This window comes from Rhizorhabdus argentea (assembly GCF_037861105.1).
GTDB classification, from domain to species: Bacteria; Pseudomonadota; Alphaproteobacteria; order Sphingomonadales; family Sphingomonadaceae; genus Rhizorhabdus; species Rhizorhabdus argentea.
Genome location: NZ_JBANFK010000008.1, coordinates 140,872 through 164,325, shown reverse-complemented (window position 1 = coordinate 164,325; position 23,454 = coordinate 140,872). Strand labels below are relative to the sequence as shown.

The following is a 23,454-nucleotide window of genomic DNA, read 5'->3' as shown; positions in this document are numbered from 1 at the left end:
CATCAGGGCAGCTGGAGCGAATGTGTCAAAGCTGGACATCACCGAGTTCATCCGTTCGACGTTTCGATCGGTCTGGACCCTCGAACTTCTGTTGTTGATGGCGGATGATCGCGACAAGTTGTGGTCGGAACCAGATCTCATCGCCTCACTTCGAGCCAGCGAGTTGATTGTCGCGCGCGCCGTCGAAGATCTGGTGGCGGCAGGTCTTGTCTCAATCGAGCCGGAGCGGCGGGTGCGCTATGGGCCGGCATCCGACGGGTTGAATGCGATGGTGGTCAGCACGCGGGATTTCTACGCCACGTCACCCGATCAGGTGCGGCGCATGATCGTCCGCGCCGGCTCGGGCGGCATCACCGCCTTTGCCGATGCATTCCGTATAAGGAAGGATTAGCATGCCCTCTTATCTTCCGCCTGCGGTCTATCTGCTCTGTTTTGCGACCAGCAGCCTGTGCGCGGTGATGCTGGGGCGCAGCTATCGCCGCTCTGGAGCGCATCTGTTGCTCTGGAGTGCGGCTTGTTTCGTGCTGCTCGCGCTAAACAACCTGACCGTCGTGTTCGACTTGCTCGTGATCCAGTCGGTCGATCTGCAACTGCCGCGCACATTGTTGAGCCTGGCAGCGGTTTCGACCTTGCTGTTTGGCTTCATCTGGAATGGAGAGGATTGATGCCGTTGATCGATTTTCTCTCCGGGGCCATCACCTTCGGATATTTGCTCGCTGGTCTGTTCTTCTTCCGCTTCTGGCGCCGAACCGGCGACGAGCTGTTCCTTGCCTTCGCCATCGCGTTCGCGCTGCTGGGTGTGAGCCAGGGCGCCATCGCCTTTGCTAAAATCTATCTGGAGGAACGTAGCTGGGCCTATCTCCCGCGTTTGGCCGCGTTCCTGCTGATCATCGCAGCGATTGGGCGAAAGAACCGCCGGCCGCAGTGACGCTCCGGCAACGCCAAAGGCTCAGGCCGCTTGTAGCAGGCGCATCGCCTGGGCCCGCGCCTCGGCGGTGACCTCGTTGCCCGAGAGCATGCGCGCGATTTCCTCCTGCCGCTCGTCCGCGTCGAGCGGGCGGACGCCGGTGCGGGTGACAAGGCCGTCATGGCTCTTCGCGATCAGCCAGTGGTTGCGGCCGCGGGCGGCGACTTGCGGACTGTGGGTGACCACCAGCAGCTGAGCGTTCCCAGCCAGCCGTTGCAGCCGCTCGCCGATCGCGCTCGCCACTGCGCCGCCGACGCCGCGATCGATCTCATCGAAGATCATCGTCGTGGCGGCACCTTGCTCGGCCAGCGCCACCTTGAGCGCGAGGATGAAGCGCGACAGTTCGCCACCGCTGGCGATCTTGATCAGCGGTGCGAACGCGGCGCCGGGATTGGTGGAGATTTCGAACTCCACCCGGTCGCGCCCGGCTGGAGACCAGCCGCTCTCCGGCAGCGTCTCGATTACCGTGCGAAAGCGCGCCGCATCGAGCTTGAGCGGGGCCAGCTCACCGGCGACGGCTGCGTCCAGCCGTACCGCGGCGGCGCGCCGGGCCTCGCTTAGCCGGGCCGCCGCGTCGTCATAGGCTTGACGGGTCGCCTGCGCTGCCGCTTCCAGTTTGGCCAGCCCGGCGCCGCCGGCCTCGATCCGGTCGAGCCGCGCGGCTAGTTCATCGCGCAGTGCAGCCAGACCATCGGGGTCGACGCGGTGCTTGCGGGCGAGGGCGCGCAGCTCGAACAGCCGGGTTTCGACCATTTCGAGCCTGGCTGGATCGAAGCGCATCGCCTCGGCCGCGGCGGCGAGCTTGTCTTCCGCCTCGCTCGCCTCGATGACGGCGCGGTCCAGCGCTTCCAGCGCCTCGCCGAGCAGATGATGATCGGCTGCAATGCGGTCGAGCCGCCGTGCCGCCTGGCGCAGCGCGGAGAGTCCGCCGTCCGAACCATCGAGATGGGCCGTCACGAGCTCGAGATCGTCGGCCAGCCTGGCGCCCTTCTGCATGTCTGATCGTTCGCCGGCGAGGATCGCCTCTTCGCCCGGCTCGGGCGCGAAGCGAGAGAGTTCCTCGACGGCATGATCTAGCCATTCATGGTCCCGCGCCGCGTTCTCAAGGTCGCTTCGCGCGGTGTCCAGCGCGTCCTCGGCCACCCGCCACGCCCGGTGCGCGGCGGCGACGCTGGCAACGTCGAGCCGTCCGAAAACATCGAGCAGGGCTCGGTGTCCCCGCGGGTTGATCAGCCCGCGGTCGTCATGTTGGCCATGGATCTCGACGAGCATCCCGCCGAGTTCGCGCAGCGTTGCGGCCGAGGCGGGCTGGTCGTTGATGTAAGCGCGACTGCCGCCATCGGCCTTGACGACGCGACGGATCACCAGCGCCTCGCCCGGTTCCGCATCGAAGCCATTCTCGCCGATCAGCGTCAGGGCAGGATGATCGGGCTCCAGCTCGAAGCTCGCCGAGACCGTCGCCTGCGCGGCACCGCTCCGGACCAGCCCGCTGTCGGCCCGCATGCCGAGCGCGAGGCCCAGCGCATCCAGCAGAATCGATTTGCCTGCGCCGGTCTCGCCCGTCAGCGTGCCGAGGCCCGGCCCAAACTCTAGGTCGAGCGCCTCGATCAGCACGACGTCCCGGATGGCCAGCGCGGTAAGCATTCGGACATGTGTAGAACATGGGCCCCCGCTGCGCCAAGAGGCTGATCGTACGATCGGGCGCGGGCGCGGAGTGCCCAGGGGCCGCACTTCCCTTTTGCCTGACCAACGTTCAATAGGAGGCAACGCGGTCGGAGAAGGTGATGAAGCGAGTTCTGGTGCCGCTGGCGGCAGTGATGCTCTGCATCGGAATTGCGATCGTCACCAGCTATAGCAAGCAGCAGCCCGCCTCCAACGCGGTCGAATCCGCGGCCACTGCCGCGACGCCTTTGCCGCGCCGGGCTACGGCATTCGGCATCAACCTCTCGCCGCTCGTTTACTGGACCAACGAGCGCTCCTTCATGAACCTCGTGGTCGCGAGCGGCACCTGGCGCTCGACCACAACCTGGTCCGCCGTCGATCCCAAGCTGGTCGATCGCAACGGCACGCTGCTTGCGCTGCCGCCAGGCGAGCAGGCGACACTGGCGTTGACGAGGCCCGCCGCGGCGCACCGCGGCGACGTGACAATCCGTTGCCGCTTTGATGGAACGGGCGTCGTCGACGGTATCAACGTGGTCGACATGAAAACCGGCCCTGGGCAGATCGTTTTCCTGTGGAAGAAAGAGATTGCTGGTACCGGCTTCCGCGTCAAGGCCACCGATCCCGCCGATCCGATTCGAAATGTCGATTGCCGCGAGGCGGATGCCGATCCGAAGCTGCTGTTCGATCCAGCTTTTGTTGACAGCCTGCGGCCGTACAAGGCGGTGCGCTTTCTCGATTGGCAGATGGCAAATGCGAACGCTGCCGTTAGTTGGCCGGCACGGACGCTGCCAACCGCGACGATCCAGGGCAGTCCGCAGGGGGTCGCGGTTGAGCATCTGGTGGCGCTCGCCAACCTGGCGAGGGTCGATCCCTGGTTCGTAATGCCGTGGAATGCCGATGCAGCCTATATGGAGGGCTTCGCGCAATATGTGCATGATCATCTCGACCCGGCCCGGACCGCCTATGTCGAGATCGGCAACGAGATCTGGAACATGGGCTTCCCCGCCGGACGGCAGGCACTGGCCGAAGGGCTGCAGGCAAAGCTCGGCCAGACCAGCGATGAGGCGCGGATGCGCCGCTATGCCGAGCATTCGGTGGAAGGCTTCAAGATCTGGGAACGGGTCTATGCGCGCGAGCCCAGGCGGATCGTTCGGGTACTGTCCGGCCAGAACAGCTGGCCGCAGCTGTTTCAATATGCGCTGGACTATCAGGACACCACGCGCCACGTTGATGCGCTGTCGACCGCGCTTTACTTCGGACAACGGCTGCTCAACGATCCGCTGGTGGACACCAGCGATATCGCGCCGCTGTTTCCCAAGCTCGAAGGCTCGATCGAGTCGACCTTCGCTTCGGCGCGCCAGTTCAAGCAGATGGCCGATGCGCGGGGGCTGCGCTACATCGGCTATGAAGGTGGGCAGCACGCCAGCTATGCCGGCAAGGACCGCGCGCTGATAGCCCGGCTGAACCGCGATCCGCGCATGGGCGACGCCTATCGGCTCTATCTCGCCGGATGGGATCGCGGCTTCGGCGATCTGCTGATGCTCTTTCATTCGGTCAGCCCGGCAGGTTCCTCGATGCATTTCGGCCTAGCCGAATATAGCGGCCAGCCCATGGCGGAGACGCCCAAGCGCAAGGCCGTGCTGGACGCGATCGCGGCGACGAAACGCTGACCAGATGATGCGGCAGCACCTGCTGGGATCGGTCTTCGGACAAGCGGCGCTGGCGCTGCGCGATCGCTACCATCTGTTGACCTCCGCCAGGGAGTCGCTGGGGACGCTGGCTAACGATCAGCTTGCCGGCACAATCGTCACGCGCCTTGCCGCGGAAGGCAGCACATTCGTCGATGTGGGCGCGCATATCGGTTCGGTGATCGCGCAGGTGAAGCGCCATGGCCCCGGCGCAAAGCTCGTCGCATTCGAGGCCATTCCGGAGAAGGCCGCTCGGCTCCGCGCGAAGTTCCGCGATGTTCGGGTCGAGTGCTGCGCCTTGTCGGACCGCGAGGGCACGGCATCGTTCTTCGTCGACCTGGCGCAATCGGGCTACAGCTCGCTGGCTGGAGGCCGCGACGATATTCGGGAAATCGAAGTCCCACTCCGCAGGCTCGACGGCTTTGGGATATCGCCCGATATCGTCAAGATCGACGTGGAAGGAGCGGAACTGGGCGTATTGCGTGGCGCTACGGCGATGCTCGAACGGTGCCGTCCGGTCATCATGTTCGAAAGTGCTCCGGAGGAACTGCTCGGCTATGACAAGGCCGGCATGTGGACTCTCCTCGATGACCGTGGATACGCGATTTACGTCCCCAACCGGCTGGCCCATCAGGCGCCCGGACTGACCCTGGAAGGCTTTGTCGACAGCCACCAATATCCGCGCCGCACCACCAATTATTTCGCGGTCCCCGTTGAAAGACGCAAAGAGATCCGCGCGCGCGCGCGCCACATCCTCAAGCTCGACTGACCTTTGAAAAAGCTGTCGGAACCTCAGTTCCCAGCCACCCGGTGCGCGAAGCGTGTAACGTCGGCGAGTACCGGAGCCCGGCCGCGGAACGGGCGCGCCAGCGCGGTGACGATGCCGGCATGGCCGAGGCCGGGATAAATCTTGAGCTCCGACGAGACGCCCAGCGAGCGCAGCTTTCGGTCGAGGTTGATCGAGTTTTTCGGCCACACCGTATCGTCGTCGCTGCCGTGCAGCAGCAGCATCGGCGGCGCCGATGCATCGGCATAGTGGATTGGCTGGGTTTCCTCGGGGCGAGGCCAGCGGCCGAAGGTCCTGGTCGGGATCGGGCCATCGAGCGGGAGAAAGTCATAAGGCCCGGCGAGACCGGCAAATCCCTTGATCGCAGCTCGATCGCGCCCAAGGAATCGGGGGTCGAGCGCGAGCATCGCGGCGTTGTAGGCCCCCGCGGAATGGCCCACGAGCACGATGCGGTCAGGGTCGCCGCCATATTCCGCCGCATGCGCGCGGGTCCAGCGGAGCGCAGCGGCGCAATCCTCGACGAACCCGGGAAAATAGACTTCGGGGACGAGGCGATAATCGGGGACGACGGTGACGAAACCCGCGGCGGAGAGCGCGCGCGCGGCGAAATGATAGCCTTCCCGCGTGCCGTTCGCCCATGAGCCTCCATAGATGAACATGATGACCGGCAGCCGGCCCTTGCCGGTCGCAACCGGAGCATAGATGTCGAGCTGACGGCGCGGCCCGTCGCCATAGGCCATGTCCGACGCGACCTTCCGGCTTTCGCTGTCCTTGGGCATTACCGTGTCGAAGGCACGGACCGGCGCGCAGGCCGCAGCCAATAGCGCACCGCATATCAGCAGGACCAGGCCGGCCAGGGTCAGCTTCGTCATCATGCCTCCGTCTCTATCGGTTATCGCCATTTACGCCAGCCGGTAGAGACTGGTTGCGTCGCGCGTTACCGTGCCGGCTATCCATCAGAGGAGATTCACGATGATCGTTCGCAGCGGTTCGGCGCACTATTCGGGCTTGGGCAAGGAAGGGAAGGGGCATGTCTCCACCCAATCGGGGGTCCTCGACCACCAGCCCTATGGCTTCAACACACGGTTCGAGGACGGCAAGGGTACCAATCCCGAGGAATTGATCGCGGCGGCGCATGCCTCCTGCTTCACCATGGCGCTGAGCTTCGCACTGGCGGGTGCGGGATATGGCGATGGCGAACTCGACACCACCGCCAGGGTTTCGCTCGACAAGGAAGGCGATGGCTTCAAGGTCACGAAGTCAGCGCTGACGCTGCAGGCGAAGGTGCCTGGCATCGCCGCCGACGAGTTCGCCAGGCTGGCGGATGGCGCCAAAGCGAACTGCCCGATCTCGAAGCTGCTGAATGCGGAAGTAACGCTGGAGCGCACGCTGCTGTAACGGCGGGGAGGATAGTTACAGCCTCCCCCACATAAACGAAGGGGCCGCTTTCGCGACCCCTTCTCCCAGTCGGCTCTTCAAAGCCTGTGCCGCGCGTCAGCGCTGGCGGTCGCTGTCGCGATCTATCCCGGACTGGCCGGTCTGACCCGATTGCCCGCCCTGCTGGCGGTCGAGATCGGTTCCGCGCTGCTGGTCGCGCTGTTGGTTCTGCTGGCGATCCACCGAGCCCTGGCGCTGCTGATCCTCCTGCCCGCGCTGGCCGGAGCCTTGTCCGGCCTGATTGCCCTTACCGGCTTGCGTGCCTTGGTCCTGGGCCTGATTCTGGCGCTGCCGTTCCAGCTGGCTCTCGCGCTGCTGGTCCTGCTGGCGGTTCGGATCCTGGCTCATTTCGCTGTGACTGTTGCGGTCGCTGCCGCCCTGACGATTCTCGCCCATGGCATAATCTCCTGCGAATATCCCGGAAGAGGGACGCGACACTAACGAGAGTTAGTAGCCTACGTTCCTGTCGCTGCGGCCAACGCCTCGGAAACGGGATATTGTGATGACGGAACAAGTATTGCTGTGCGTGCGCCGTTGCGGATATCGGCGGGCCACCCTAGGACGCACCGATTGAATGGAAAGGGAGCATGCATGCCGCAGGCGTTGAGGGTTGCGCTCGCAGGTCTGGGAACGGTCGGAGCTGGCGTTATCAAGCTGCTCGACGAGAATCGTGCGCTGATCGAGCGTCGTGCCGGACGGGCGATCGAGGTGGTCGCGGTGTCCGCGCGGGATCGCTCGCGGGATCGCGGCGTCGATCTCGCCCGCTTCGGCTGGGTGGACGACGCGACGACGCTGGCGGCGACAGAAGATGTCGATGTGGTGGTCGAGCTGGTCGGCGGCGCCGATGGCCCGGCACTCACGCTCGCGCGCGAAACCCTGGCGGCGGGCAAGCCCTTCGTCACTGCCAACAAGGCGATGATCGCCCATCATGGGCTGGAACTGGCCGAACTGGCCGAGCAGCGCGGTGTCGCCCTGAAATATGAGGCCGCGGTCGCGGGCGGCATCCCCGTCATCAAGGGCCTGCGCGAGGGCGCTGCCGCCAATGTCGTGTCCGAGGTATTCGGCATCCTCAACGGCACCTGCAACTATATCCTGACCGAGATGGAGGAGAAGGGCAGCGACTTCGCCGCCGTGCTCGCCGAGGCGCAGCGGCTGGGCTATGCCGAGGCGGATCCCAGCTTCGACATCGACGGCGTCGATGCCGCCCACAAGCTGTCGATCCTGGCGAGTCTCGCCTTCGGCACCGCCGTCGATTTCGACGCGATCCAGATTACCGGGATCCGGCATGTCATCGCCCCGGACATCGCCGAGGCGGCCGCACTCGGCTTCCGGGTCCGGCTGGTCGGCCATGGCGAGGCCAATGCCAAGGGGCTGTTCCAGAGGATTCACCCCTGCCTGGTGCCGCTCAGCCACCCGCTTGCGCATGTGTCCGGCTCGCTGAACGCCGTCGTCGCGCATGGCAATTTCGTCGGTCGGCTGTTCTTTTCGGGGCGCGGCGCGGGGGAGGGGCCTACTGCCTCGGCCGTCGTCGCTGACCTCATCGACATTGCCCGCGGCGAGACCGGCCCGGCCTTCGCCATGCCGGTGGCGTCGCTCGCCACTCCGGCGACCGCGCCGGCCGGTGATAGGCGCGGCCGCGCCTATCTGCGCTTCACGGTCGCCGACCGGCCGGGCGTGCTGGCCGAAATCACCGCTGCGATGCGCGATGCCGGCGTGTCGATCGAAAGCCTGATACAGCGGGGCGCAGCCGAGGACGGCAATGTCCTTATCGCGATGGTGACCCATGTCGGCCCCGAGCGCGCGGTCGCCGACGCGCTCGACCGCCTGGACGGATCGCAGAGCCTCGCCGGTAAACCTATGCTCATGCACATACTGGACGAATAGCGGCGCGGCTTCTCGACAATGCAACAAGCCTCGCTTAACCCCTCCCCATTCCCCAATAGAGAAGGCAATCCCGCATGGTGAAGGCAAGTAACGCGCTCGACCGGGTGCTCGTTCTGGAGATGGTGCGCGTCACCGAGGCTGCGGCGATCGCCGCATCGAAGCTGGTCGGACGCGGCGACGAGAAGGCGGCCGATCATGCCGCGGTCGAAGCCATGCGCGCTGCCTTCAACGAACTCGAGTTCGATGGCACCGTTGTGATCGGCGAAGGCGAACGCGACGAAGCGCCGATGCTCTATATCGGCGAGAAGGTCGGCTGCGGCATCGGCACCGGCCCGAAGATCGACATCGCGCTCGATCCGCTCGAGGGCACCACCATCACCGCAAAGGCCGGCCCTAACGCGCTGGCCGTGCTGGCAATCGCGGAAGAGGGCGGACTGCTCAACGCGCCCGACGTCTACATGGACAAGCTGGCGATCGGCCCAGGCTTTGAGAAGGGGCTGGTCGGTCTCGATCGCACCCCGACCGAGAACGTCAACGCACTTGCAGCGGCCAAGGGTGTCCAGCCCGATGAGATCATCGCCTGCGTGCTCGACCGCCCCCGCCACGAAAAGCTGATCGCCGAGCTGCGCAAGATCGGCTGCGGTATCGTGCTCATCCCCGACGGCGACGTCGCCGGCGTGATCGCGGTCACCGATCCGGACACCACGATCGACATCTACATGGGCTCGGGTGGCGCGCCAGAGGGCGTGCTCGCGGCTGCTGCACTGAAGTGCGTTGGCGGCCAGTTTCAGGGCCGCCTGTTGTTCCGCAATGACGACGAGAAGGCCCGTGCCCGCAAATGGGGCGTGACCGACCTCGACCGGATTTACGAGCTCGATGATCTGGTGAAGGGCGACGCGATATTCGCGGCGACCGGCGTCACCGATGGTTCGCTGCTCCAGGGCGTCAAGCGTCGCGCCGGCGGCTGCATGACCACGGAAAGCGTGGTGATGCGCGCCTCCAGCCGCACCGTCCGCTGGGTCAAGGGCGAACACCACAAGGGCTGAGCCTTGAACCCCTGTCCCCGTCAGGGGAGAGGGAGCGGCAGTTCATAGCAGCTGGCTTACGGCTTTCCCCTGTTCGTCATCGCGGACTTGATCCGCGATCCCGCTGCCTTTGCCCCCCGTGTAAACGGGCGACAAAAGAAGAAGCGGGATCCCGGATCCAGTCCGGGATGACGATGTTTTGGAGGGGAGCGCCCGCGACTCTCGCGGCTTTGGCATATGCGACTGCGCTGCTGAGCGGGGAGAGGGTTCCCAGCTTGCCGATCCCCCACTAACGTCCCGCCATGCGATCCCCCGTCCTCAACATCACCCGCTCGATCCTCGGCCAGCCCTGGCACTGGCGGGGCGGCACGGTGGACGGCATCGACGCCGATTTCGAACCGGACGGCCTCGTAACCCAGCTGCTGCTCGCGCGCGGCTGCCCCCGTGACGGGATCGAAGAGCACCGCGTCCCGACGATCCGCAATTTCATGCCCGATCCGTCGATCTTCCGCGACATGGACGCCGCCGCGGAACGGCTCGCCGATGCCGTCCAGAAGGGCGAGCCGATCACCATCTTCGGCGACTATGACGTCGACGGCGCCACGTCGGCAGCGCTGCTCGTCCGCCTGCTGCGCGATCTGGGTCTGCATGCCGCTGCCTATATCCCCGACCGTCTCATGGAGGGCTATGGGCCGTCCGGCGCGGCGCTGCTGCGGATCGGCGAAGCGGGCACCAAGCTGATCGTCACCGTCGACTGCGGCGCGCAGGCGTTCGAGGCGCTCGCGCTCGCGCAGGACGCCGGGATAGACGTGATCGTCGTCGATCATCACAAATGCGCCGCCGAGCTGCCGCGCGCCTTCGCCCTGGTCAATCCGAACCGGCTCGACGAGAGGGACGGCGCCGCGCACGGACATCTTGCCGCCGTCGGCGTCGCTTTCCTCCTCGGCGCGGCGCTCGTCCGGCTGCTGCGCGCGCGGGGATGGTTCGCCACCCGCGCGGAGCCGCGCCTGATGGATCTGCTTGACATCGTCGCGCTCGGCACGGTGGCGGACGTCGCGGCGCTGCGCGGGCTCAACCGGGCATTCGTCGCGCAGGGCATCAAGGTCATGGCCGGCCGTCGCAACATCGGGATCGCCGCCCTGATCGAGGCGGCGCGGCTGACGCGCGCGCCGACCTGCACCGATCTCGGCTTCGCGCTGGGTCCGCGGATCAACGCCGGCGGCCGGGTGGGCAAGTCCGATCTCGGCGTGCGGTTGCTGACTACCGAAGATCCGGAGGAGGCGCGCGTCATCGCCGCCGAACTCGACCGCCTGAACGAGGAACGTCGCGCGATCGAGAAGAGCGTCCAGGAAGAGGCCGAGGTCGTGGCGCTCACCCAGGGCAACCGTGCCGTGGCGGTGGTCGCGGGCGGCGGCTGGCACCCCGGGGTGATCGGCATCGTCGCCGGCCGGCTCAAGGAAAAGCTCGGCCGCCCCGTCATCGTCATCGCGCTGGACACGGATGGCGTCGGCAAGGGCTCGGGCCGCTCGATCGGCGGCGTCGATCTCGGCGCAGCTGTGCTCGCGGCCAAGGACATGGGGCTGCTGGTCGCCGGCGGCGGCCATGCCATGGCGGCGGGGCTCACCGTCGGCGCGGGTGGCGTGGATGCCCTCGCCGACTTTCTGGACGCCCGGCTGGCGAGCGACGTCGCCGTCGCGCGCGACGACCGTGCGCTGCTGCTCGATGCGGTGGTGGCGCCCGGCGGCGTCACCCCGTCGCTGGTCGAGGCGCTGGAGGCCGGTGGCCCCTATGGCGCGGGATGGCCGGCGCCGCGCATAGCCGCTGGCGCCATCCGCATCGTCAAGGCCGACGTGGTGGGGCAGGGGCATGTCCGCGCCATCGTCTCTGGCCGCGACGGACGCTCGATCAAGACGATCGCCTTCCGCGCCGCCGACAGCGCGCTCGGCCAGGCGCTGCTCGGCGCCGGCCGCGACCGCACCCTGTGGATCGCCGGCCGCCCGAAGATCGACGACTGGGGCAGCCGCCCCGCCGCCGAACTCCATATCGAGGACGCCGCCTGGGCTGATTGACCGCCAAGCTTCGCCGGCGGTGCGAAATATCCCCCAACCCGCCTTGACCACCTGCCGCCGCTGCCCTAATCGGCCCCCCTCAGCGCTACACGGCCCCATCGTCTAGCGGTCTAGGACGTCGCCCTTTCACGGCGAAAACACGGGTTCGAGTCCCGTTGGGGTCACCAGTGTTGATTACTTTGCGTTTTCTTCAGCGAGAAGCGGCCCGTAGATCGGGACCATCGACGCCACAGGCGTTGTTCGCCTCCATATGCATCGCGGCGTAGAACTACTTCATATCGAAGCTCCGAAGGGGTGCGTTGGCTGAAGCTTCGCCGCGCGCATCTAAAATCTGCGCTCCCAAGGCCGCGGCCGCTGGAACGGGAAGCAGAATCATGACACGCGCTCTGGCCGATGTGCATTGATTTTCTGGACGGCCGGCGGCCAAGCGTCGTCGCGCCACCCCAGGTGGATAGATGAAGATTGGAGAGGCAGACAATGTTGATGCGGCGCTTCAGCGACAAATCCGTAATCGTTACGGGCGGAGGTTCCGGGATCGGGCGGGCGACGGCAGTCGCCTTCGCCCGGGAAGGCGCGAATGTCCTGGTCGCCGACATAATCGAGCATCGCGCGGAGGAAACGGTCGGGATCATCAGGGAAGCGGCAGGAAGCGCCCAGGCGCATAAGGTCGACGTAAGCGATCGCATTGAAGTTGACGGCATGTTCGATCGCGCCGTGGCTCTGTTCGGCAAGCTGGACGTGTATTTCGGGAATGCCGCCGTCATCGATGCCGGAACGCCCTGCGACGATATGACGGACGAGCTGTGGCACAGGAATATCGCGGTCAATCTGTCGGGTAGCTTTTACGGCGCGCGCGCTGCGCTTCCGCATCTCGCGCGCACCAAGGGCAACATCGTAATGACCTCGTCGGTCGCCAGTCTCGGCGGCCTGGCGGGCGGGGTGGCCTACACCGCCTCCAAATATGGTGTGGCCGGGCTGGTCAACCAGCTCGCTTGTGAGGTCGCCGCGCGCGGAATTCGCGTCAACGCGGTGGCGCCAGGCGGCGTCCGCACGAACATCTTCGAGGTGATGGATAATTTTTCCGAAGTGGACGAGATGGTGAAGGCTGTGACGCCCATGGGCCGGTTTGCAGCTCCGGAAGAAATCGCCGAGCCGGTATTGTTCCTCGCGTCGGACGCGGCCAGTTTCATCACCGGTACCACGCTGCGCGTAGATGGCGGCTGGCGTTCCAAATAACCTGGCTAGGCGTTGGACGCGAACGGGGCGCTGACCGCAGATCGGCGGCGCTACTCGTGGATATCCCGCCCCTTCGTCTCGGGCAGGAAGAACAGCCCCACCACCACGGTCACCGCGCAGACGATGATCGGATACCACAGCCCATAATAGATATCGCCGGTCGCTGCGACCATCGCGAAGGCGGTGGTCGGCAGGAAGCCGCCGAACCAGCCATTGCCGATATGATAGGGCAGCGACATCGACGTGTAGCGGATCCGGCTGGGGAACAGCTCGACCAGCAGCGCGGCGATCGGGCCGTAGACCATCGTCACAAGCAGCACGAGCGCCGTCAGGATCGCGACCACCATGAGCTTGTCTATCGCCGCCGGATCGGCCTTGGACGGGTAGCCGGCATCGGCCAGCGCTGCCCCGAGATCATCCTGGAACGCCTTGATCGCGGCCTTGCGTGCGTCGGCCGTCATCGCCGCGGGCTGTGGCGCAGTCACTATTTCGTCGCCTACGCGGACCTGGGCCGCCTGGCCGGCCGGGGCGGGGATGTTGCGATAGCTGACCCCGGCCTTGGCAAGCCATGCCTTGGCGATGTCGCAGCTCTTCATGTCGAATCGGTTCTTGCCGACCGGATCGAACTGCACCGAGCAGGCGTCCTGGTCGGCGATCACCCGGACGGGGGCAGCCGCCTGCGCGTGCGCCAGCGCCGGGTTGGCGGCGACGGTAAGCGCCTGGAACAGCGGGAAATAGGAGAGCGCCGCGATGGCACACCCCGCCAGGATGATGGGCTTGCGGCCGATCCTGTCCGACAGCCAGCCGAAAAACACGAAGGCCGGCGTGGCGATGGCGAGCGCGATGGCCATCAGGATGTTGGTCGTCGCGCCGTCGACCTTCAGGGTCTTTTCCAGAAAGAACAGCGCGTAGAATTGCCCGGCATACCAGACCACCGCCTGCCCGGCGACCGCGCCGGCCAACGCGACGATCACCCAGCGCAGGTTGCTCCAGCGGCCGAACGCCTCGGTGAGCGGTGCCTTTGACGTCGTTCCCTCATCCTTCATCTTCTGGAAGACCGGGCTTTCGGCGAGTTGCAGCCTGATCCACAGCGAGACGCCGAGCAGGATCGCCGAGACGAGAAAGGGCAGCCGCCAGCCCCAGGCGGCGAAGGCGTCCTCGCCGATGGCCAAGCGGATGCCGATGACGACCAGCAGCGCCGCGAACAGGCCCAGTGTCGCGGTGGTCTGGATCCAGCTGGTGTAGAGCCCGCGTTTCTCGTTGGGCGCATGTTCGGCGATATAGGTCGCCGCGCCGCCATATTCTCCGCCCAGCGCCAGCCCCTGGAGCAGCCGCAGCGTGACGAGCATCGCCGGCGCGGCCACGCCGATGCTGGCATAGGACGGCAGCAGGCCGACCGCGAAGGTCGACAGGCCCATGATCCCCATGGTGACGAGGAAGGTATATTTGCGGCCGACGAGATCGCCGATCCGGCCGAACAGGAGCGCCCCGAAAGGCCGGACCGCAAAGCCCGCGGCAAAGGCGGCAAGCGCGAGGATGAAGCCCGTCGTCTCATTGACGCCCGAGAAGAACTGCGCGGAAATGAAGGTGGCGAGCAGGCCGTAGAGGTAGAAGTCATACCATTCGAAGACGGTGCCCAACGACGACGCGGTGATGACCAGCACTTCGCGGCGGGTCGCCCGGTGGCTCGCGGGCGCGGTGCTCTCGTCGATCGTCGCCATCGGCCTCTCCCCCTATGTTCGCGCCGAGCTTATCGCCCGGCGCGGCGGTTGGACAATAGAGCAGGGCGTGCAGGTCTGCTTTTCGGCTGGACCTACACCTCGATGGCCGGCTCCGCCTCGCTCTGCGGAAGCTTGATGGCGAAGGTGGTGCCCTTGCCAGGCGTGCTGTCGCAACCGATCGTCCCGCCATGCCGCGCCACCACCGTGAGGACCAATGCGAGGCCGAGGCCGACGCCCTCGCGCGGGCCCTGGTGGAAGCGGGCGAACAGCTTGCCCAACTGCTCCTCGGTCATGCCGACGCCCTCGTCGGCGATGGTCAAGAGGACACAACCGGCGCCGGCGGAAAGGGTGCAGCGGACGGTGCCTTGATCGCTATATTTGATCGCGTTGCCGATCAGGTTGATCACTGCCCGGGTCAGCAGCTGGCGGTCGCCATCCACGATGTGCGGCTCGTCGACTCCCTCCACTTCCACGCGGATGCCGCGCGCTTTGGACTCCGGCCACAGCGTGTCGGCCGCGTCGATCGCGACATCGTTGAGATCGAGCGGCTCATTGTCCAGCGGCTTGGCTTCGGCGCGAGCGAGCTGGACGAAGTCCTCGGCCAGGTCGAGGGTTCTATTGGCAAGGCTTTCGATCCGCGCCGCGATCGGCTCCGGCAGGCCAGCTTCCGCGCTGCGCAGCAGCGTCAGAATCGCGGATTGCGGCGCGCGCATATCGTGGCTGAGCAGTTGCAGCGCCTCGTCACGGTGGCGCTCCGCCTGCTTGAGCGGGCTGATGTCGACGATGCGGACAATCCACCCCACCTGGATGTTCGCGGCGTCGCGCTGGGCGACATAGCGAGTGGCGAAGTTTCCGCCATCTTCGGTGGCTGCCTCGGCGCTGCCTTCGATGGGGGAATCGGCGGCGAAGGGGGAGAGCGGGCCGCCATCGGTCGCGTGAAACCGTGCAAGCAATGTGCGCAGGTCGGCGCCGCGATCCATGGTGACGCCCAGCCGTGCCGCCAGCCGCTGTCCCTCCGCGTTGGTGAGCGCGAGCCTGCCGGCGAGGTCAGTCACGAACAAGGCGTCGGGCAAGCGCCCGATGGCATCCGACAGGAAACGCCGCAGATCGCGCAGCCGATCGATGGCCTGGCCGAGCAGGCTCGCCTGGAGCGTGATTTCGCGCCGGCCGCCCGGGCCCTGCTTGCGGGGTAAGCCGTCGTCCTCGCGCTGAAGCTGGCGCAACTCGCTGGTCATGTAGCTGCTCACCGCCTGCAGCCTCCGCCAGCCCCATAGCGGATATACGAACAACAGTCCGATCAGTGCGGCGGAGGGCGGCAGCCAGACATGCGCGATCCGGAACAGGCCGAAGGTCAGCGCGAGCATCGCACAGCTGATGGCCAGCGCGAGGTTGGCGGTGCCGCGCGGGCTGAGCCGCAGGAAACCTATCAGCAGCGCCCACAGCGCCGTCAGTGCCACCGCCAGCGTCCAGCCGTCGGATGCCGGCGTGATCGTCTCTCCGCGCAGCAGCGCATCGAGCAGCTGCGCCTGGATCTCCACCCCGGCCATCTGGCTGGTCGCCCCCGACGTGGGCGTGGGATAGCTGTCGCCCATCCCGTCGGCGGTCGCCCCCACCAGCACATGACGGCCGGTGAGCAGCTCGGCAGGAACGCGGTCCTCGAGCAGATCGACGAACGAGACAGTGCGGATGTGCCCTGCCGCGCCGCCATAGGGGATCAGCACCGGCCGCGCTTGCCATAGCCCGGCCGTGCCGCGCTCGGTATCGGGCGTCGGCATCAACCTCGCCATCATCGCGGCGAGTTGCAGCCAGCTGCGACCGCTGCCGCCCTCCTCGAGATAGGCTTTGCGGATCACGCGATCACCGTCGAAGTGGAGATTGACCTGCGCGATTCCGGCCGCCGCGGCCGCGAGCCCGCCGGCCGGCAGCGCCACGTCATAGGCGGCGCCGTCCTTCCCGGGCACGTCGATCACCAGCGGCAGATATGTCGGGCTGCGCCGCACCGCCGCGGCCAGAACGGAGTCGTCGGCGGTGGGCTCGACGAACAGCACGTCATAGCCAACCGTGCGCGGGCGGGCCACTGCCAGCCGGTCGAGAAGCCGCGCGTGGATCTGGCGCGGCCAGGGCCAGCGGCCGATCGCCTGGAGGCTGCGGTTGTCGATCGCGACGACGACGATGTCGTCAGGTGGAGGGCGTTCGGCGACGCTCAGCGCATGATCGTAGACGATATGGTCGAGCCGCTCCGTGAGCCGCCCTAGCACCAGCCCGGACACCAGCAGGGTGGCGGCCAGCGCGACCGCCAGCCATTCAGCGTAGAGTCTTGCCGGGACTGGACGCTGGTTCGGTTCGGTCATTGCCGGTCACGCTAGACGGATATTCCCCGGGCGCAGCGGCAATCCGCTGGCCCAGCGCATAGGTTGCAGGCAGGCCCTCCATCCCCGACGCCGCTATCGCCGTCAGGCGGACGAAAAAGGAAACGTCTGTGCCGAGGGTGAAGCTGGCGCTCGGCTTTTCGGTGATCGCCTCGTCGAAAACGTCCCGGAACGCCGTATCGGTGGCAAGCTGGGTGCGATAGCGCGCAGCGCCCTCGACCGGCTTGATGGTGACGACCATCCCCGTCGCGGTCTTTGCCATCTGTAGCAGCACCGGCGCGGGAAGCAGCGCGATCGGCCCCTCGATGCCGGCTGCGGTGCCGATCACGCCGAACGCTTTAGGAACTTCGGTCTGGTCCTTGTCCGCATCGGGCGCGACGCCGACAGTGCCGCCGACCACCTCGGTCAGGGCGCGGCCTTCCGCGGCGTCGAACGCGACGCGGAAGTCGGTGCCACGGACGGCGGACACCGACAGCGGCGTCGTCACCCGGAAATTGCTGGCGGGGTCTTTGATCGGGGTGACGGTCGACCGCGAGCGCCCCGCTTCGAGGACGAAGTTGCGGTCTAGCCCGCCCGAGAGCAGTACCCGGCGCAGTTTGTCGATCCGTATCCGGCTTTGCGAGGGCAGGGAGATAGCGCTTCCATCCGGCAGCCTGACCGTCACGAACGCGTTGGCCCCCGTTTCGACCCGCATGCCCTGGCGCACGCTGGTGCCGACTGCGACCGGCATGTCGTCGACCTTCACAGTACCGCGGAAGGATGCGATTTCGCCGATCACCAGTTCGGTCCTGAGCAGCGCATCGGGGATCAGCAGCACCATGCCGGGGGGCAGGTGATAGGGGTCGGCGATCTTGTTGAGCCGCTGGACTGTCAGGAAGTCGCCGGTCTTGGACAGATACCGCGCGGCCAGCGTATAGAGCGTGTCGCCGTTGCGCACCGTATAGCGATAGGGTGGGTCGACCGGCGCGGCGGACAGCGGCACGCTCACGAGGAGCGCGAGCAGCGCGCCCATGAGTGCCAGCAGATGACGATGCCCCCGTTCCTGTATCAGCTTCCGCTAGCCTCCGTTTCGAGCGCTTCCAGCCTGTATCCATAGCTATAGACCGGTACCAGGCGAAAGCCGCGTTCGGGGCGCAGGCCGAGCTTGGCGCGGATCCGCGAGATATGGGCGTCCAGCGTTCGTGTCGGCAGATCGGGATTACGGCCCCAGACCATCTCCAGCAGATAGGAGCGCGACAGCGGCCGATGCAGGTTCCGGAACAGCGTGGCCGTGAGTTCGAACTCCTTCGCCGTCAGGACGATCGACTCATCCTCGACCGTCACCGTTTGGCGTCCCGGGTGCAATGTGTAAGGCCCGTAGCTCTCGTTTGCGCCAGGCGCCTCGCGCGGACCGGTGCGGCGGTGGATTGCGGCGATGCGCGCCAGCAGCACCGGCGGCTGCACCGGCTTGATGACATAGTCGTCCGCGCCGGCCTGGAGTCCGGTGACGATGTCCTCGTCGCTGTTGCGGTTGGTCAGCAACAGCGACGGGACGGGCTTGTCCATATTCTCGTGCATCCACCGGATGATCTCGATGCCGCTCTTGTCGGGCATGTTCCAGTCCAGGACGACCAGGTCGAAGGTTTCCTGGCGCAGCCGGGAAGACAGCGCGCGGGCGTTCTGGAATTCGTAGCAATGATGGCCCGCTTCGACCAACGTCTCGATGACGAAAGCGCGCGCCGCCGGCTCGTCGTCCAGGACGGCGATGCGCATGCTGTCGTCCGATGCAGCGAGGGGCCGGTTGGGTCGATCCATGCGGGTAAGCATGCCCGCCGTAACGGTCTATGCCAAGTGCCGGCCACGCGCTCCGCGCATAAACTCTCTCGTCATCGCGCGATCTCACCCGATCTGCACCATTCTGGACGTAACAAATCGTAAATTTGCAATCGTTCACAAGGCATTGTCGACAGTCATGGTTAGGATCGCGCTGGTAATGCCGGTGTTGCCGGGGATCGGGGGGCCGGGACTGGGGTTTGCTCCCCTCCACCTGGCCGGCCTGTCTGCCCTGACAGGCCAATGCTTGGCTTCGCCGGCATTGCTGTTGCACCGGTTGCTTTGCGTATTCGCGCTCGACTCTAGGTCAGATGATCCCGGCCAGCAGGTGCAGGCCTATGCCGATCAGTCCTCCGACGAGGGTGCCGTTGACCCGAATATATTGCAGGTCGCGGCCCACGGCGTTCTCCAGCTGGCGGGTCACGGTCCCGGCGTCCCAGCCATGGATCGTCTCCGATACCAGCTTGACGATATGGTCGCCATAATCGGCAACGAGGCCGACCGTCATGCGGCGGGTGAAGCGGTTGATCGTTCGTTTGAGGCCCGCATCGTTCTGCAGCGTGGCGCCCAGGGTGCGGAGCGCCTCTCCGACCTGTCCGCCCAGCGCGGCATTGGGATGGCGGGCGGCTTCGATCAGGCGCAGCCGGGCGCCCTGCCACAGCGTGTCCAGCCAGGCGGTGACGGCCGGGCTTTCGAGCAGATCGGCCTTCAGCTTGGCCACCGTGGCGCGGGTTTCGGGATCATGCTGCAGCTTATCCGCCAACTGCTCCAGTCCCTCCTGCGCCTTCAGCCTCAGCGGATGCTCGGGGTCGGTCGACACTTCGTCGAGCAGCTTGTGCAGCCCTTCGACGATCGCGGTCGACAGCTTTTCGTCGAGCCCGGTCCACTTCATGATCTTGCCGGCGCGCGCCTGCACCATCTCGTGGATCATCGTTTCGTTGTGCAGCAGGATACGGCTCGCCCAGCCGATGATCCCGTCGAGCATCTCGGCATGCCGATTCTCGACGATTGCGGCGTCCAGTGTGCGGCCGAGCAGGGGGGCGATGTCGAACCCGCGCAGGCGGCTGGCCAGCGCGCCCTTCACCATCGCTCCGAAGCGGTCGTCGCCGAGCGACTCCAGGATCGTCGCCAGCGCACGACCGACGCCGGCGCGCGTCCGCCCGCCCGCCGGCGGAGCGGACAGCAGCCGGCCGATCGCGCCTGCGACATCGACTTGTCCCATCCGCCGGGCGACGACCGAAGCCGTCAGGAAATTGATACGCAGGAAAGCGGCCAGGCTGTTGCCGATGCGATCCTTGTTGCGCGGGATGATCGCGGTGTGCGGGATCGGCAGTCCGAGCGGGTGGCGGAACAGCGCGGTGACCGCGAACCAGTCGGCCAGCCCGCCCACCATCGCCGCTTCGGCGAAGGCCCGCAGATAACCCCAGCCGGCCGACGCACCCGTCGCCTCATGCGCGCGGGCGAACAGATAGAGCGCGGCCATGATGACCAGCAGCCCCGAAGCGACGACCCGCATGCCGCGTACCCCGCCTTGTGCGGGATTGAAGCGGTCGAGTCCCGTGGCTTGCAAGATGGTCATGCCGACCAAATGGCTGTCGCGCGCAAATGTTCAACCGAAACGATGGCAGTCTGCCTTGCCCATGAAGAGCCCCGATGCGTGCTGCGTAATGCCCACATCCGTCAAGTCGGCAGCGACCGCGCTACTCTGCAGGCTGCGGCATGCCCGGCTCGATCCGGTGCGGCTCGTTGTTGACCAGCGCGCGGCCGAGCTTGGGGCCGATCCATTTTTCGAGATCGTCGGCGAGGGTGAAGCCTGCGGGGACGATCACCAGGGTGAGCAGCGTCGACAGCGCCAGGCCACCGATCACGCAGACCGCCATTGGCGACCGCCAACTGCTGTCGCCGGCCAGCCCCAGCGCGATCGGCAACATACCGGCAATCATCGCCACCGTCGTCATCACGATCGGCTGGGCGCGCTTGTGCGCGGCTTCCAGGATCGCATCGGTGCGGTTGGCACCACGGCGCATTTCTTCGATAGCGAAATCGACCAGCAGGATCGAGTTTTTGGCGACAATGCCTAACAGCATCAGCAGTCCGATATAGACGGGCATCGAGATCGACATGCTGCACAGCTTCAGCGCGAGGATCCCGCCGAGCGGCGCGAGCAGCAGCGAGCCCATGTTCACGAACGGCGGCAGCACCCGCTTGTACAGCAGCACCAGCACCGCGAACACCAGCATGACACCCGACAGGACGGCGATGATGAAGCCCGAGATCAGATCATCCTGGAACTCCTGGTCTCCGACCTTCACCTGACGAACCCCGACAGGCAAATTCTTCATGATCGGCGTTGCATAGACGGCGTCATAGGCGTCACCGCTGACCGCGCCGGGCACGAGGTCTGCACCGATCACCAGGCGGCGAACCTGGTTATACCGTCGAATTTTCGACGGGCCGGTGCCGAAATGGATATCGGCGACGACGCGCAACGGCACGGTGCCGCCGAAGGTGGTCTGCACGGGCATGTTCTGGATCGTCGAAAGGTCGCGGCGCGAATCCTCGCTGAGCGATACGCGGATCGGGATCTGGCGATCACTGAGCGAGAACTTCGCCATATTCTGCTCGATATCTCCCAGCGTGGCGATCCGTATCGCCTGGCTGAGTGCCGCCGTGGTCACGCCGAGATCGGCGGCTAGGTCGAGCCGCGGCTTGATGATCAGTTCGGGACGCTGGATGTCGCCATCGATCCGTGGATCGCGGACCAGCGCTATGCCACGCATTTGATCGATCAGCGATTGCGCTGCGAACTGGAGCTTCACCGGATCGTCACCCGCCAGCATGACCGTTAGGTCACGACCGAAACCGCCGGTCTGGGATTGGAAGTTCACGCGCGCATCCGGAATCTGGGCCAGTAGCGGCGCGGTGTTTCGCTCGAACTCGATGCTGGTTCGCCCGCGTTCCTTAGCTGGCTTCAGCGTGACGTAGATGGTCGCGAAACGCGTATCGCTATTGTCGCCTATATCGGCAAAGGCGTGTTCGACCTCGGGCTGCCTGCGCAGGATGGCGACGGCCTGGTCGGCGACCTTCTGCGTGTCCTCGATGACGCGCGCGCCTGGCGTCAGCTCGATTTTCACCTGGCTATAGTCGACGTCGAGCGCTGGTTGGAACTCGGTCGGCATCGTCCATCCCAGCCCGATCGTCGCGGCGAAGGCCGCCAGGCCCAGCCCGATCGTCTTCCAACGGTTGACGAGCGACCATTTGAGAAGATTGAGATATTTCTCCATCGCCCTGCCGCCGCCATGTTCCTTGACGCCTTCCGCCTTCAGGAAATAGGCGGCGATCATAGGCGTGATCAGGCGTGCGACGAGCAGGCTCATCAGCACCGCGACCGCGACGGTCAGACCGAACTGCTTGAAGAACTGGCCGGGGACACCGGGCATGAACGACACCGGCACGAAAACTGCGACGATCGCCATCGTCGTCGCGACCACGGCGAGGCCGATCTCATCGGCGGCGTCCATCGAGGCCTGGTAGGCGGTCTTGCCCATGCGCATGTGGCGGACGATATTCTCGATTTCCACGATCGCATCGTCGACCAGAATGCCGGCGACGAGGCTGAGCGCCAGCAAGCTGATCGTGTTGAGCGTGAAACCCATCAAGCTCATGAACCAGAAGGCGGGGATCGCCGACAGCGGGATCGCCAGCGCCGAGATCAGCGTGGCGCGCCAATCGCGGAGAAAGAAGAACACCACGACGACCGCCAGCACCGAACCCTCGATCATCGCATGAAGCGCGGAGGTATATTGATCCTTGGTATAATCGACGCTGGTGTAAAGTTCCCTGAAGGTGACCTTCGGGTTTTCGGTGTGGAGATCCTTCAGGACCTTTTTCGCCTGGTCGTAAACCTCGACGTCCGAAGCGCCCTTGGCCTTGAGCATGCCCATCGACAGCACCTGACGGCCGTTCATCTTGGCGAGCGACCGCTGTTCGCCATAGGCGTCCCGCACCGTAGCGATGTCGGACAGCCGAACGGTGCGTCCATTGCCCACCGAGATCTGTGTCTCACCCAGCGTATAGGCGGAGGCGGCGTTGCCGAGTACGCGCACGGATTGTTCGGCGCCCGCTAGTTCGGCCCGTCCGCCGGCTGCATTCAGGTTCGTGGCGCGCAGGACATTGTTGACCTGACTCGCCGTAACGCCGTGGGCCTGCATGCGCGCGGGGTCGAGGATCACGCGGATCTCGCGCGAGACGCCGCCGCCGCGGAACACGGAGGCCATGCCATCGATCGCCTGCAACTGCTTGATCGCGGTGTTGTCCACGAACCAGCTGAGCTGCTCGAGGGTCATGTCGATGCCTTCCACCGAGTAGTAGGCGATCGGCCCGCCCTCGATCTCGATGCGGGTGACCTGCGGTTCGAGAATGCCTTCGGGCAGGTCCGAACGTATCTTGGAGACGGCGTCGCGAACGTCGTTGACCGCCCGATCGACCGGCGTGCCGAGCTGGAATTCGATGTTTGTGCCCGATATGCCCTCGGTCACATACGAGGTGATCGACTTGACATTGCCGATCGAGGCGACCGCCGCTTCCACCTTGCGAGTGATCTGCGTTTCCATCTCGGTGGGCGCGGCGCCGGGCTGCGAAATCTGGACGCTGACGGCCGGGAAGCTGACGTCGGGCATCTGGTTGATGTCCATGCGCGCAAAGCTGATCAGCCCCGCGATCGTCAGCGCGATGAACAGCACGATGGGCGGGATCGGGTTCCGGATCGCCCAGGCGGATATGTTGTTCATGTTGGGT

General features: G+C 65.9%; 19 protein-coding genes and 1 tRNA gene. 11 read left to right on the top strand and 9 right to left on the bottom strand.

Annotation, left to right across the window (positions count from 1 at the left end):
* Window positions 1-97: 97 nt before the first annotated feature.
* The 3 genes from AAC645_RS10170 to AAC645_RS10160 are packed head-to-tail and all read left to right on the top strand — an operon-like array spanning window position 98 to window position 928.
* Window positions 98-391, top strand: a complete 294-nt coding sequence (locus tag AAC645_RS10170; RefSeq protein WP_340315733.1) for a hypothetical protein — start codon at window positions 98-100, stop codon at window positions 389-391.
* A 1-nt stretch (window position 392) separates the two neighbouring features.
* Window positions 393-665 (top strand): DUF5985 family protein, encoded by a 273-nt coding sequence (locus tag AAC645_RS10165; protein WP_340315732.1) that lies wholly within the window; start codon window positions 393-395, stop codon window positions 663-665.
* Window positions 665-928 (top strand): DUF5985 family protein, encoded by a 264-nt coding sequence (locus AAC645_RS10160; protein ID WP_340315730.1) that lies wholly within the window; start codon window positions 665-667, stop codon window positions 926-928. The genes AAC645_RS10165 and AAC645_RS10160 overlap by 1 nt, the downstream gene beginning before the upstream one ends.
* A gap of 21 nt (window positions 929-949) precedes the next feature.
* Here AAC645_RS10160 and recN read toward each other — a convergent pair whose 3' ends face one another.
* Window positions 950-2,611: a DNA repair protein RecN gene (gene recN / locus AAC645_RS10155; protein ID WP_340315728.1), complete on the bottom strand. Its 1,662-nt coding sequence runs from the start codon at window positions 2,609-2,611 to the stop codon at window positions 950-952.
* A gap of 140 nt (window positions 2,612-2,751) precedes the next feature.
* Between recN and AAC645_RS10150 the strand changes: the two genes are divergently transcribed.
* Window positions 2,752-4,299, top strand: a complete 1,548-nt coding sequence (locus tag AAC645_RS10150) for a hypothetical protein (RefSeq protein ID WP_340315727.1) — start codon at window positions 2,752-2,754, stop codon at window positions 4,297-4,299.
* 4 nt (window positions 4,300-4,303) lie between these two features.
* Window positions 4,304-5,086: an FkbM family methyltransferase gene (locus AAC645_RS10145; protein ID WP_340315726.1), complete on the top strand. Its 783-nt coding sequence runs from the start codon at window positions 4,304-4,306 to the stop codon at window positions 5,084-5,086.
* Between the two features lie 23 nt (window positions 5,087-5,109).
* Here AAC645_RS10145 and AAC645_RS10140 read toward each other — a convergent pair whose 3' ends face one another.
* The gene (locus tag AAC645_RS10140) at window positions 5,110-5,979 is read right to left on the bottom strand and encodes an alpha/beta hydrolase (protein ID WP_340315724.1); all 870 of its coding nucleotides are present in this window, start codon (window positions 5,977-5,979) and stop codon (window positions 5,110-5,112) included.
* Between the two features lie 97 nt (window positions 5,980-6,076).
* On the opposite strand from AAC645_RS10140, the gene AAC645_RS10135 reads away from it, so the two are divergent.
* The gene (locus AAC645_RS10135) at window positions 6,077-6,502 is read left to right on the top strand and encodes an OsmC family protein (protein ID WP_340315723.1); all 426 of its coding nucleotides are present in this window, start codon (window positions 6,077-6,079) and stop codon (window positions 6,500-6,502) included.
* Window positions 6,503-6,598: 96 nt separating this feature from the next.
* Here the strand turns inward: AAC645_RS10135 and AAC645_RS10130 are convergent, their stop codons facing one another.
* Entirely contained in the window at window positions 6,599-6,937 is a 339-nt protein-coding gene (locus AAC645_RS10130) for a hypothetical protein (protein WP_340315721.1), read from the bottom strand.
* A gap of 195 nt (window positions 6,938-7,132) precedes the next feature.
* Here AAC645_RS10130 and AAC645_RS10125 point away from each other — a divergent pair, with 195 nt between their 5' ends.
* From AAC645_RS10125 to AAC645_RS10105, 5 genes are all read left to right on the top strand, one after another.
* Window positions 7,133-8,425, top strand: a complete 1,293-nt coding sequence (locus tag AAC645_RS10125; RefSeq protein ID WP_340315719.1) for a homoserine dehydrogenase — start codon at window positions 7,133-7,135, stop codon at window positions 8,423-8,425.
* Between the two features lie 74 nt (window positions 8,426-8,499).
* Complete coding sequence (glpX, locus tag AAC645_RS10120; protein ID WP_340315717.1) at window positions 8,500-9,471, top strand: class II fructose-bisphosphatase; 972 nt, start codon at window positions 8,500-8,502, stop codon at window positions 9,469-9,471.
* A 281-nt stretch (window positions 9,472-9,752) separates the two neighbouring features.
* Window positions 9,753-11,519: a single-stranded-DNA-specific exonuclease RecJ gene (recJ, locus tag AAC645_RS10115; protein ID WP_340315715.1), complete on the top strand. Its 1,767-nt coding sequence runs from the start codon at window positions 9,753-9,755 to the stop codon at window positions 11,517-11,519.
* A gap of 91 nt (window positions 11,520-11,610) precedes the next feature.
* Window positions 11,611-11,686, top strand: a tRNA-Glu gene (locus AAC645_RS10110).
* Window positions 11,687-11,996: 310 nt separating this feature from the next.
* On the top strand, window positions 11,997-12,755 hold the full coding sequence (locus AAC645_RS10105; RefSeq protein ID WP_340315713.1) for an SDR family NAD(P)-dependent oxidoreductase: 759 nt from the start codon (window positions 11,997-11,999) through the stop codon (window positions 12,753-12,755).
* A gap of 50 nt (window positions 12,756-12,805) precedes the next feature.
* On the opposite strand, the gene AAC645_RS10100 is transcribed toward AAC645_RS10105, so the two are convergent.
* From AAC645_RS10100 to AAC645_RS10075, 6 genes are all read right to left on the bottom strand, one after another.
* A complete protein-coding gene (locus AAC645_RS10100; RefSeq protein WP_340315711.1) occupies window positions 12,806-14,476 on the bottom strand; it encodes an MFS transporter in 1,671 nt (556 codons plus the stop codon).
* A gap of 92 nt (window positions 14,477-14,568) precedes the next feature.
* Window positions 14,569-16,827, bottom strand: a complete 2,259-nt coding sequence (locus AAC645_RS10095; protein WP_340315709.1) for a CHASE2 domain-containing protein — start codon at window positions 16,825-16,827, stop codon at window positions 14,569-14,571.
* Window positions 16,781-17,857 carry a FecR family protein gene (locus AAC645_RS10090; protein WP_340315708.1) on the bottom strand — a complete coding sequence of 359 codons (1,077 nt, stop codon included), beginning with the start codon at window positions 17,855-17,857 and terminating at the stop codon, window positions 16,781-16,783. The genes AAC645_RS10095 and AAC645_RS10090 overlap by 47 nt, the downstream gene beginning before the upstream one ends.
* 35 nt (window positions 17,858-17,892) lie before the next feature.
* Window positions 17,893-18,597 (bottom strand): response regulator transcription factor, encoded by a 705-nt coding sequence (locus tag AAC645_RS10085; RefSeq protein WP_340315706.1) that lies wholly within the window; start codon window positions 18,595-18,597, stop codon window positions 17,893-17,895.
* 367 nt (window positions 18,598-18,964) lie between these two features.
* The gene (locus tag AAC645_RS10080) at window positions 18,965-20,236 is read right to left on the bottom strand and encodes a DUF445 domain-containing protein (protein WP_340315705.1); all 1,272 of its coding nucleotides are present in this window, start codon (window positions 20,234-20,236) and stop codon (window positions 18,965-18,967) included.
* A 121-nt stretch (window positions 20,237-20,357) separates the two neighbouring features.
* Window positions 20,358-23,447 (bottom strand): efflux RND transporter permease subunit, encoded by a 3,090-nt coding sequence (locus AAC645_RS10075; protein WP_340315704.1) that lies wholly within the window; start codon window positions 23,445-23,447, stop codon window positions 20,358-20,360.
* Window positions 23,448-23,454: the final 7 nt, after the last annotated feature.